8 protein-coding genes are annotated in these 11,432 nt (G+C 73.6%); 6 read left to right on the forward strand and 2 right to left on the reverse strand.

Annotated features, from left to right (window positions below):
• Nucleotides 1-179: 179 nt before the first annotated feature.
• Nucleotides 180-1,307 carry a serine hydrolase domain-containing protein gene (locus CNX65_RS30545; protein ID WP_096496829.1) on the reverse strand — a complete coding sequence of 376 codons (1,128 nt, stop codon included), beginning with the start codon at nucleotides 1,305-1,307 and terminating at the stop codon, nucleotides 180-182.
• A gap of 273 nt (nucleotides 1,308-1,580) precedes the next feature.
• On the opposite strand from CNX65_RS30545, the gene CNX65_RS30550 reads away from it, so the two are divergent.
• Complete coding sequence (locus CNX65_RS30550; RefSeq protein ID WP_096496830.1) at nucleotides 1,581-3,191, forward strand: glycosyl hydrolase family 18 protein; 1,611 nt, start codon at nucleotides 1,581-1,583, stop codon at nucleotides 3,189-3,191.
• Nucleotides 3,192-3,346: 155 nt separating this feature from the next.
• On the opposite strand, the gene recD2 is transcribed toward CNX65_RS30550, so the two are convergent.
• Nucleotides 3,347-5,524, reverse strand: coding sequence for an SF1B family DNA helicase RecD2 (gene recD2 / locus CNX65_RS30555; RefSeq protein ID WP_096496831.1), 2,178 nt, complete (start codon nucleotides 5,522-5,524; stop codon nucleotides 3,347-3,349).
• Nucleotides 5,525-6,038: 514 nt separating this feature from the next.
• Here recD2 and CNX65_RS30560 point away from each other — a divergent pair.
• From CNX65_RS30560 to CNX65_RS30580, 5 genes are all read left to right on the forward strand, one after another.
• Entirely contained in the window at nucleotides 6,039-6,713 is a 675-nt protein-coding gene (locus CNX65_RS30560; protein ID WP_177154443.1) for a response regulator transcription factor, read from the forward strand.
• A complete protein-coding gene (locus CNX65_RS30565; RefSeq protein ID WP_177154444.1) occupies nucleotides 6,710-7,741 on the forward strand; it encodes a HAMP domain-containing sensor histidine kinase in 1,032 nt (343 codons plus the stop codon). Before CNX65_RS30560 ends, CNX65_RS30565 begins: the two co-directional genes overlap by 4 nt.
• A gap of 235 nt (nucleotides 7,742-7,976) precedes the next feature.
• A complete protein-coding gene (locus CNX65_RS30570; RefSeq protein WP_157767910.1) occupies nucleotides 7,977-9,443 on the forward strand; it encodes a DUF4153 domain-containing protein in 1,467 nt (488 codons plus the stop codon).
• A gap of 144 nt (nucleotides 9,444-9,587) precedes the next feature.
• Nucleotides 9,588-10,763: a mechanosensitive ion channel family protein gene (locus tag CNX65_RS30575; RefSeq protein ID WP_096496834.1), complete on the forward strand. Its 1,176-nt coding sequence runs from the start codon at nucleotides 9,588-9,590 to the stop codon at nucleotides 10,761-10,763.
• 53 nt (nucleotides 10,764-10,816) lie between these two features.
• Nucleotides 10,817-11,338, forward strand: coding sequence for a hypothetical protein (locus CNX65_RS30580; protein ID WP_157767911.1), 522 nt, complete (start codon nucleotides 10,817-10,819; stop codon nucleotides 11,336-11,338).
• Nucleotides 11,339-11,432 lie beyond the last annotated feature (94 nt).

Genomic DNA, 11,432 nt, shown 5'->3' on the forward strand with positions numbered 1-11,432 from the left:
CACGGCAGCCGCCCGAGAGCCGCGCCGGACGCCGCTGGGTGGATGCCGGGCGGACGCCGGACCAGACGCCGGACCGGGCGGCGGTCCGCGTGGACCACCGCCCGGTCGACGCCCCTCGCGCCGCCGGGCTGGACGGCGGTCGCCCCGGTGGCGCGAGAGGGCTCGGCGGGATCAGGGGATCAGCAGAACACCTCGGTGAGCAGCGCGTGCAGCGCCTCGCTCGGCTGCTCCCGCAGGTCCGGGCCGGTGGTGACGGACAGCTCCAGCCGACGGCGGGTGTCGTCGGTGCTGATCACCAGCGAGCTGTAGCCGGGGATGCCGCCGCTGTGGCCGTGGGCGACCTTCCCGCAGGGCACGTCCACCCGCTCGACGCCCAGGCCGTAGTCCGGGCTCAGCTCGCTGGTCCTGAGCATCTCGGCCAGCAGCGCGGGCTTGAGCAGCTCCCCGCCCAGCAGCGCCTCGACGAACCGGTCGGTGTCCGCCGTCGTGGAGATCATCTCGCCCGCCGCGTGGGCCATGGACGGGTTGAGCCTGGTGGCGTCGGTGAACTTCCCAGGCGCGTACCGCAGGTACCCATGGGCGTGCGGGCCGGGGACGTCCACCCGCGTGCCGGGCACGCTGGTGTCGCGCAGCCCCAGCGGCTTGAGGACGCGGCGCTCCACGGCGTCGCCGTACGGCCTGCCGGTGAGCTTCGCGATCAGCTCGCCGAGGACGACGTAGTTGGTGTTGGAGTAGCTCCACCGGCTGCCGGGCTCGAAGTCGAGCGGCTCGGCGGTGGAGAGCGCGATCAGCTCCGACGGCTGCCAGGTGCGCCAGCGCAGCGTCTCGAAGTCGGTGAGGTCCGCGAACAGGTCGGCGGTGTAGTCGTGGAGCCCGCTGGTGTGCTGGAGCAGCATCCGGACGGTGATCCGGTCGCCGTCGGGCAGCAGTCCGGGCAGGTGGCGGGAGATCGGCTGGTCGAGCTCGGCCTTGCCCTCGCCGACCAGCTGGAGCACCACGACCGAGACGAACGTCTTGGTGATGCTCCCGATCCGGTACCGCCCGTTCAGCGGGACGGGCCGGGACGAGCCGCGCTCGGCGGCGCCCGCCCGCGCGGTGAGCTGCTGCCGCCCGTCGGTCAGCCGCACCTGGACGCCCTGCGCGCCCAGCGCGACCACCTCGTCCAGCGCCTTCTGCACCGCGGCCCGGTCGATGCGCTCCCCCGCCGCGCCCTCGACCGCGGACGGCGCGGCCGTCGCCGTCCCCGCGACCCCCACCAGTGCCAGCGAAGCCGCCGCGACGAGCGCGGTCCCCCTCGTGAGCCTCAACGCGTCCTCCGGTTCGTCGGGTCCGTGCCGTCACCACGGAACTGCCGCCGATCCTGCTGGTGGGGACCGCCCCGCGTCGTCTCCCCGCGGGATGACCTCGCCCTCCCCCCTGGGTCTGAGCCGACCCCGAGGTGTTGTCAGGGGTTCCCACGGCCCGCCCTCCCGGAGTACCACTAGTCCTTTGGAGTGATGAAGTGGTCTAGACCTTGACCGGTAAGTGGTCTGAACCACATGTTTGCCTCACCCTGCAACGAGTTTCCCTGCGAGGAACACATGTCGAAGACCAGATGGCATCTCACGGCCTTGTTCACGGCCGTCGCCGCCCTGGGTGTCGGCCTCCTGGTCGTCCCCTCGGCCAGTGGTGCGGGCGGCGTCTCCGCCACCTTCACCAAGGGCAGCGACTGGGGCACCGGCTACGAGGGCAAGTACACGATCAAGAACGGCAGCACGAGCGCGCTCTCCTCCTGGACGGTCGAGTTCGACCTGCCCGCCAACCACCGCGTCACCTCGCTGTGGGACGGCAGCCACACCACCAGCGGTCAGCGCACCACCGTCAAGGGCACCTGGAACGGGGCGCTCCCGGCGGGCGGCACGGCCAGCTTCGGCTTCAACGTCTCGTACACCGGCGCCTACACCGGTCCCACGAACTGCAAGCTGAACGGCGCGTCCTGCGACGCGGGCGGGACCAACCCGACCACCACGACGACCACGTCGACGACGACCACCACCACCGGTCCGACGACGACCACGTCGAACCCGCCCCAGCCCGGCGGCGCCAAGAACCTGGGCTACTTCACGGACTGGGGCATCTACGCCCGCAAGTACTACGTGAAGAACATCGTGACCAGCGGCTCGGCCGCGAAGCTGACGCACATCAACTACGCGTTCGGCAACGTGACCAACGGCCAGTGCGTCATGGGCGACGGCGACGCCGCCACCGAGAAGGCCTTCACCGCGGCGGAGAGCGTCGACGGCGTGGCCGACACCTGGGACGGCTCGCTGCGCGGCAACTTCAACCAGCTGCGCAAGCTGAAGAAGGCCTACCCGCACATCAAGGTGCTGTGGTCGTTCGGCGGCTGGACCTGGTCCGGCGGCTTCGGCCAGGCCGCGCAGAACCCGGCCGCGTTCGCCGAGTCCTGCTACAACCTGGTCGAGAACTCCAAGTGGGCCGACGTCTTCGACGGCATCGACATCGACTGGGAGTACCCGAACGCCTGCGGCCTGTCCTGCGACAGCAGCGGTTTCGCCGCGTTCAAGAACCTGTCCCAGGCGCTGCGCGCCAAGTTCGGCCCGAACAACCTGGTGACGGCCGCGATCACGGCGGACGGCACCAGCGGCGGCAAGATCGACGCGGCGGACTACGCGGGCGCGGCGCAGTACCTCGACTGGTACAACGTCATGACCTACGACTACTTCGGCGCGTTCGCCCCGACGGGCCCGACGGCCCCGCACTCGCCGCTCACCGGCTACGCGGGCATCCCGACCGCGGACTTCCACTCGGACGCCGCGATCAAGAAGCTGAAGGCGAAGGGCGTCCCGTCGTCGAAGCTGCTGCTGGGCATCGGGTTCTACGGCCGCGGCTGGGCGGGCGTCACGCAGGCCGCCCCCGGCGGCAGCGCGACCGGCCCGGCCCCCGGCACCTACGAGCAGGGCATCGAGGACTACAAGGTCCTGAAGACCAGGTGCCCGGCCACCGGGACCGTGGGCGGCACCGCCTACGCGTACTGCGGCAACCAGTGGTGGAGCTACGACACCCCGGCCACCATCGGCGGGAAGATGAGCTACGCCAAGGGCCAAGGCCTGGGCGGCGCGTTCTTCTGGGCGCTGGACGGCGACACCGCCAACGGCGAGCTGATCACCGCGATCAGCAACGGCCTGAAGTAGTCGCGACCGCGTGACCGAGCGGCCCCCACCGGACTCCCGTGCCGGTGGGGGCCGCTCCGCGTTGCGGGGCTCGGGGTTGTGGCGGTCGCGGTTCCGGTGGCGCGGCTCCGGTGGCGCGGCTCCGGTGGCCTGGCTCCGGCGGTCGCGGTGCGTGATCAGAGCGCGCCGGTGAGCCGGTGGTCGAGCGCGGTGTGGCGGCGCCCCGCGCCCACCGTGCGCACCGCCTGCCCGATCGCCTTGCGCGAGCCGACCAGCACCACGAGCTTCTTCGCGCGGGTCACCGCCGTGTACAGCAGGTTCCGCTGGAGCATCATCCAGGCGCTGGTCGTGATTGGGATGACCACGCACGGGTACTCACTGCCCTGTGAACGGTGAATCGTCATGGCGTAGGCGTGGGTCAACTCGTCCAGCTCGCCGAACTCATAATCCACGTCCTCGTCCTCATCGGTCCGGACCGTCACCCTCTGCTCCACCGGGTCGATCCCGGTGACCACCCCGAGCGTGCCGTTGAAGACCCCGTTCGCGCCCTTGTCGTAGTTGTTGCGGATCTGGGTGACCTTGTCCCCGACCCGGAACACCCGCCCGCCGAACCTGCGCTCCGGCAGGCCATCGCGCGCGGGGGTCAGCGCCTCCTGCAGCACGGCGTTGAGCCCGCCCGCGCCCGCCGCGCCCCGGTGCATGGGGGCGAGGACCTGCACGTCCTTGCGCGGGTCCAGGCCGAACTTGCGCGGGATGCGGCGCGCGACCACGTCCACGGTCAGCTCGGCCGCCTCCTCGGCGTCCTCGACCGGGAACAGGAAGAAGTCCGCCATCCCCCGCACCACCGGGGGTTCGCCCGCGTTGATGCGGTGCGCGTTGGTGACCACGCCGGACTGCTGGGCCTGGCGGAACACGTGCGTGAGGCGCACGTTCGGCACCGGGCTGCCGGTGGCCAGCACGTCCCGCAGCACCTCGCCCGCGCCCACCGAGGGCAGCTGGTCGACGTCGCCGACCAGCAGCAGGTGCGCGCCGGGAGGGACGGCCTTGACGAGCTTGTTGGCGAGCAGCAGGTCCAGCATGGACGCCTCGTCCACGACGACCAGGTCCGCGTCGAGCGGCCGGTCGCGGTCGTAGGCGGCGTCACCGCCGGGCTTGAGCTCCAGCAGGCGGTGCACGGTGGACGCCCCGTGGCCGGTCAGCTCGGCCAGCCGCTTCGCGGCGCGCCCCGTGGGGGCGGCGAGCACGACCTTCGCGCCCTTGGCCAGGGCGAGCCGGACGATCGAGCGCACGGTGAAGCTCTTGCCGCAGCCGGGTCCGCCGGTGAGCACGGCGACCTTGTTGGTGAGCGCGAGGCGCACGGCGGCTTCCTGCTTGCCCTCCAGCTCGGCTCCGAGCCAGCGGAAGGCCTTGGTCCAGTCCACGGAGGCGAACGCGGGGAGGCGGTCGCCGTCGGCGGCGAGCAGTCGGCGAAGCTGGGTGGCGAGTGAGATCTCGGCGCGGTGGAAGGGGATCAGGTAGACGGCGGCCTCGCCGTCCGGCTGGACCTCCCGCACCACCCCCTCCTCGTCGACGAGCTCGGCGAGGCAGTCGATGACCAGGCCCGCGTCGACCTGGAGGATGCGGATGGCGTCGCCGATGAGCTCGTTCTCGGGCAGGAAGCAGTTGCCGCTGCCGGTGGCCTCGGAGAGCGTGAACTGGAGGCCCGCCTTGATGCGCTGGGGGCTGTCGTGCGGGATGCCGACGGCCTTGGCGATGACGTCGGCGGTGCGGAACCCGATGCCCCACACGTCGGTGGCGAGCCGGTAGGGCTCCTCGCGGACGACGTCGATCGAGCGGTCGGCGTACTGCTTGTAGACGCGCACCGCGAGGGAGGTCGAGACCCCGACACCCTGGAGGAAGACCATGACCTCCTTGATGGCCTTCTGCTCCTCCCACGCGGCGGCGATCATCCTCGTCCGCTTGGGCCCGAGCTTGGGCACCTCGATGAGGCGCTCGGGGTGCTGCTCGATGACGTCGAGCGCGTCCACCCCGAAGTGCGTGACGATCCGGTCGGCGAGCACGGGGCCGATGCCCTTGATCAGGCCGGAGCCGAGGTAGCGGCGGATTCCCTGGATGGTGGCGGGGAGGACGGTGGTGTAGTCGTCGACGTGGAACTGCTTGCCGTACTGCGGGTGCGAACCCCAGCGCCCGCGCATCCGGATGGACTCACCGGGCTGCGCGCCGAGGAGGGCCCCGACGACGGTGATCAGGTCGGCGCCACGCCCGGCGTCCACGCGGGCGACGGTGTACCCGGTCTCCTCGTTCGCGAAGGTGATCCGCTCGAGCACGGCTTCCAGCACAGCACCCTCGGCCACGGGAGCAGCGTAGCCCGGTCGGGGGCGGGTGGGGTGGGGGTTGGCGACGCGGGCCGCCTGCCCTTCTCACCGGATCGGCGCCCTCGCGGCGCGGCGGCGGTCGCCGGGCGCGCCGCGTGAAGCGCGGACGTCGATTTCGAGCGTCGGCGAAGAACGGCAGGCGGCTCCCGCAGGATTTCCCCGCCGTTGATTCTCACCGCTTGTCGCGGGGCGGGTTGGGATCGTTCCCCATGCGGGAGGTGCCCTCGTCCCGGATCTGGCCGTCACGGCCGTGGATCGCGGTTTCACCGCCGGTGCTGTCCGTGATCTGCCGGTCGCTTCGGCCTGGGTGTCCGCGTGCGCGCCGGCACGGGAGGCAGTGAGCGATTACCGCTCAGCGGGCGGAAGGCGGGCGACGGCAGTTCGAGATGAGCGCTGAACCGTGTTCCGCACCGCCCGGCAGGCCTAACCCCCTCCACAGAACCTTCACAACTCCCCCCACCCCCCTCCACACCCCGCCCCTAGAGTCGCCCCCATGACGCGCAGGGTGCTGGTCGTCGAGGACGACCCGACCATCGCCGACTCGGTCGCCGCTCGCCTGCGGGCCGAGGGGTTCGAGGTTCTCGTCGCGCACGACGGGCCCTCCGGGGTGGAGCGGGCGCTGGGCGAGGGGGTCGATCTCGTCGTGCTCGACGTCATGCTCCCCGGCTTCGACGGGCTGGAGGTGTGCCGTCGGGTTCAGGCGCGGCGGGCGGTGCCGGTGCTCATGCTGACGGCTCGCGGTGAGGAGACGGACCTGCTCGTCGGGCTCGCCGTCGGGGCCGACGACTACCTCACCAAGCCCTTCTCGCTGCGCGAGCTCGCCGCCCGCGTGCACGCCCTGCTCCGGCGCGTCGACCGGGAGCGGGCGGCGCTGAGCGAGCGGATCGTGCTCGGGGACGTCGAGGTGGACCTCGGGGAGCGGCGGGTGCTCAGGGGTGGCCGCGAGGTGCACCTGACGCCCACCGAGTTCCAGCTGCTCGTGCACCTCGCCGAGCGGCCCCGCGCGGTGCAGTCGCGGGAGCGGCTGCTGAGCGAGGTGTGGGACTGGCCGGACGGGACCGGCACGCGGACCGTCGACAGCCACGTCAAGGCGTTGCGCCGCAAGCTCGGCGGCGACCTCATCCGGACCGTGCACAGCGTCGGCTACGCGCTGGAGGTGCCCCGGTGACCCGGCGGGAGCGGGCTCGGGCGCTGCTGGACCGGGTGCCGCGCCCGCTCGACCCGATGCGGTCGATCAAGTTGAAGATCGCCGCCGTGGTGCTGGTGTCCTGGGCCGCCGCGTTCACGTTCTTCCGCATCCGCATCGGCTGGCTCGCGCCGACCACGGTGTTCGGCGCGCTCGGCATCGCGCTGGTCATCTCGCAGGTCGTCGGCCACGGCATGACCCGCCCGCTGCGCGAGATGACCTGGGCCGTCGGCGCGATGCGGCGCGGCGACTACAGCCGCCGCGTGCGGGCGACCGGGCGGGACGAGGTGGGACAGCTCGCGGTCGCGTTCAACGAGATGGCCGCGGACATCGCGGACGCCGAGCAGCGCCGCCGCGAGCTGATCGCGAACGTCTCCCACGAGCTGCGCACCCCCATCACCGCGCTCCAGGCCGTGCTGGAGAACGTGGTGGACGGGGTCGAGCGGGCCGACGCCACCACGATGCGCACCGCGCTCGCCCAGACCGAGCGGCTCGGGCGGCTGGTCGCGGAGCTGCTGGACCTGTCCCGCATCGACGCGGGCGCGCACCGGCTCGACCTGTCCGAGGTGGACGTCCCCGCACTGCTCGGCTCCGCCGTCGCCGAGGCCGCGGTGGCGGCGCCGTCGACCCGGTTCGCCGTCGACGCGCCGCCGGGAACAGTGGTCACCGCCGACCGCGCCCGGCTGCACCAGGTCGTGCAGAACCTGCTGGACAACGCCACCCGGCACGCCCCGCCCGACGGCGAGGTGCGGATCACCGCCCGCGCGGACGGCGACCTGTTCGCGCTCGCCGTCGAGGACGACGGGCCCGGCATCGCCGAGGCGGACCGGGAGCGGGTGTTCGAGCGGTTCACCAGGGGCGAGCGGGCCAGCGGCGGCGGCACCGGGCTGGGGCTCGACATCGCGCGGTGGGTGGTCGACCTGCACGGCGGCGCGATCCGGGTGGTCGACGCCCCCGGCTGCCGCATCGAGGTGACCCTTCCCCGGAGCGGGCGACCACCGACCGGCTGACCGGCTGACCGGATCACCGAACACCCACACCAAGCAGCACCTGTGCACGGAGGGGGACTCGACCATGCCCAAAAAACCCGAGGACAAAACGGAGAACGGCGGCGGGACCGGGCCGGGGGCGGTCAGCGGACCTGAGCCGACCACCGGGGGGAGGCCTGAGCCCGAGCGCGGGGAGGAACCTGCGCCCGAGGGCGAAGCCGAGCCGGAGAACGAGGAAGCTGAGCCGGAGAACGAGGTGGAAGCTGAGCCGGAGAGCGGGAACGAGCCTGCGGGCGGCGGCTCACCCGAGGCCCCCGCTCAGGTGACGGCACCCGGTCGCGCCGCCACCGCCCCCGCGCCCCGCTCCCCCGCCACCCCGCCGCTCACCCCGCAGGACGAGTCCCGCCGGAGCCGGGCCGTCCTCGCCGCGCTGGTCGCGGGCGTGGTCGTGGCGGCCGTGGTCCCGTACGAGAGCCACGGCGTCGGCTGGCCGATCGCCGCCGTCGCCGTGCTCGCCCTGGTCGGCCGGGTCCGCCCCGGTTGGGCGGCGCTGTCGGTGCTGCTCGCGTCGGTGGCCGCGTTCCGCGCGTCCGGCTGGCTGTTCGCCCTGTGCCTGGTCACCGGCCTGGCCACCGCCTCGATCGCGGTCACCGGCGGTCGCACGGCCAGGGGGTTGCTGTGGGCCTGCGTCGCGGTGCCCGCCACCGCGGCGCGCGCGCTGCCCTGGGGCGCGCGCAGCGTCTCGGCGCGCGCGACGGGCGGCTGGCTGCGGCCGGTGGCGCTGACCTGCGCGGCGCTGCTGGTGTTCCTGCCGCTGCTGGTGAGCGCGGACGAGGCGTTCGCCGACCTGGTGCTGGGCGCGGTGCTCCGATCCGACACCCCGATCGGGGTCACCGCGGTCCTCGGCGCGGCGGCGGGCGCGGGCGTGCTGGCCGCGCACCGGTTGCGCGCGGTCCCGAACACCGTCGACGCGCCCCTCGCGCAGGCGCCCGCCGTGGCGCGCCGGGACTGGGCGCTGCCGGTGGGGGCGCTGGTGGCGCTGTTCACCGCGTTCGTGGCCGTGCAGCTGCGCACCCTGTTCGGCGGCGACCGGCACGTGCAGGTGACCGCCGACCTGACGTACGCCGACTACGCGCGCGGCGGCTTCGGGCAGCTGGTGGTGGTCACCCTGCTGACGCTGGGCGTGCTGGGCGCGGTGTCCCGGTTCGCCTCGCGCGCCACCGCGCGGGACCGGCTGTGGCTGCGCGCCCTGCCGGGGGCGCTGTGCGCGCTCACCCTGGTCATCGTCGCCTCGGCCGTGCACCGCATGTGGCTCTACCAGCGGGCCTACGGGTTCACCGAGCAGCGCGTCCTGGCGCTGGCCGCCGAGCTGTGGCTGGGGCTGGTGTGCCTGGTGGTGCTGGCCGCCGGGGTGCGGCTGTCGGCGGCCTGGCTGCCGAGGGCGGTGGTGGCGACGGCGGCGGGCGCGGTGCTGGCGCTGGCCGCCGCCAACCCGGACCTGCTCGTCGCGGAGGCCAACGTGGCGCGCTACGAGGCCACCGGGCGGATCGACCGGACCTACCTGTCGACGCTGTCCGCGGACGCCGCCCCGGCGCTGGCTCGGCTGCCCGAGGAGCTGCGGGTCTGCCACTGGTCGAGCCGGAGCCGGCGCTGGACCGCGTGGAACCTGGCGTGGGCCCGGTGGGACGACGAGCCGTGGGGCGCCGCCCGCTGCCGGTGGTGAGCCCTGCCGGTGGCGGGTGGGCGGATTGTCACCTGTGGGCGGTTGAGGGCAAGCGGAAGTGGCGAACGCCGCACTCGGGTCTTGACCGGCGGGCTCGCGGGTACGCCCACACGGGAACGTACCCGCGAAGAGGAGGTGCCACGCGTGCCCGCCCCCGTCGTCACGATCGTCACGTTCGCCGGATCGGTGCTGGTCGCACTGGTCGCCGTGGCGCTGGTCCACCGGACGGTCGCCAGGATCGGCCGCAAGTCGGAGCTGTTCGCCAACCTGGCCCGCCACCTGCACCGGCCCGCCCAGGTGGTCGCCGCCCTGGTGGCCCTGCAGCTCTCCCTCGGCGTCACGGCCAGCGGCGAGTGGCGGCCGACGGCGCTGCACGCGGTCGGGATCGCGCTGATCCTGAGCGGCGCGTGGCTGCTGGCGGCGCTGCTGGTGGTGCTGGAGAACGCGACCCTCTCGCGCGTCCGCATCGACGTGGACGACAACCGGCACGCCCGCCGGGTGCACACCCAGGTCCGGCTGATGCGCCGGGTCACGGTCGGCGTGGTGTCGGTGGTGGCCGTCGCGGCGGTGCTGATGACCTTCCCCGGCGCGCGGGCGGCGGGCGCGTCGCTGCTGGCGTCGGCCGGTGTGATCGGCGCGATCGCGGCGCTGGCCGCGCAGTCGCTGCTGGGGAACGTGTTCGCCGGGATGCAGATCGCGTTCAGCGACGCGCTGCGGCTGGACGACGTGCTGATCGTCGAGGAGCAGTGGGGCCGGGTCGAGGAGATCACCCTGACCTACGTGGTGGTGCACCTGTGGGACGACCGGCGGCTGATCCTGCCGACCTCGCACTTCCTGAAGACCCCGTTCGAGAACTGGACGCGCACCCAGTCGGCGCTGCTCGGCACGGTCGAGCTGGAGGTCGACTGGACGGTGCCGGTGGAGGAGATGCGGCAGGAGCTGCGGCACGCGCTGGAGAACACCGACCTGTGGGACGGGCGGGTGTCGGTGCTCCAGGTGACGGACGCGGTGCGCTCGTTCGTGAAGCTGCGGGCGCTGGTGTCCGCGCGGGACGCACCGAGCCTGTGGGACCTGCGGTGCGTGGTGCGCGAGCACCTGGTGACGTGGCTGCGGGCGAACCACCCCGGCGCGCTGCCGCAGGTGCGGGTGCGGGACGTGCCGAAGACCGCGCCCCGGCGGCCTGAGGTGGCGGAGCCGCACGGGGACAACCGGGTGTTCGGCGAGAGCGCGGACGGCGAGGAGCGGGTGCAGGCGTTCAGCGGGCCGACGAGCACGCAGGAGATGCAACCGGTGCGGGTCGGGGTTCCGTCCTCGCCGTGACGACCGGTGGTCCGGGGCCTGGAGCGCGGGAGCGCGGGATGCGGTGGTGCGGGGTGCGGCGATTCGGCGGGACGGGGTTCGGCGGCTCGGGGTTCGGCGGGGCCGGGCTGGTGGCGCTGGTGCTGGGCGCGGTGGCGGCGGCGGTCGTCGGCTGCTCGGGCGGTGGCGCCGCGAGCGCGCCGCCCTCCCCGCCGTCGGAGCGGGGCACGGTCAGCACGTCCGGGACGTTGTCCCCGCAGCGGTCGACCGTCCCGGCGGCCGGGACGACGAGCGCGGAGGCGCCGGTGCCTGGAGAGACGTCGAAGCTGACCGAGCAGGGCAGGGCGGCGCTGCGCGAGGCGCGGCGCGCGGGCGCGGGCGAGGTCGAGCTGCTGGTGGTGGCCGAGCGGGGCCACGAGGCCGAGGTGGTCGCGGCGGCGCGGGAGGCGGGCGCTCGGGTGCTGGCCGAGGACGCGGCGGTCGGGTACGCCCGGCTGGCCGTCCCGGTCGAGCGGGCCGAGGCGTTCGCCGCGCTGGCGGGCGTCCAGCGGGTCGACGTGGACCAGCCGGTGGAGCACCGCCTGCCGGAACCGTGATGCCCCGGAACGCCGAGCGGGGCGGCGTCCGAATGCCGGGAAATGGCCGGTGGCGGAAATGCGCGGGTTGCGCGGGCGACCCGGCGGCGTCATG

It is taken from the genome of Actinosynnema pretiosum (genome assembly GCF_002354875.1).
In the GTDB taxonomy this organism is placed as follows: Bacteria; Actinomycetota; Actinomycetes; order Mycobacteriales; family Pseudonocardiaceae; genus Actinosynnema; species Actinosynnema auranticum.

Excerpts from the sequence above, each read along its gene's own strand:
- CNX65_RS30550 (WP_096496830.1), top strand. The coding sequence starts at position 1,581 with ATGTCGAAGACCAGATGGCATCTCACGGCCTTGTTCACGGCCGTCGCC.
- CNX65_RS30560 (WP_177154443.1), top strand. The coding sequence starts at position 6,039 with ATGACGCGCAGGGTGCTGGTCGTCGAGGACGACCCGACCATCGCCGAC.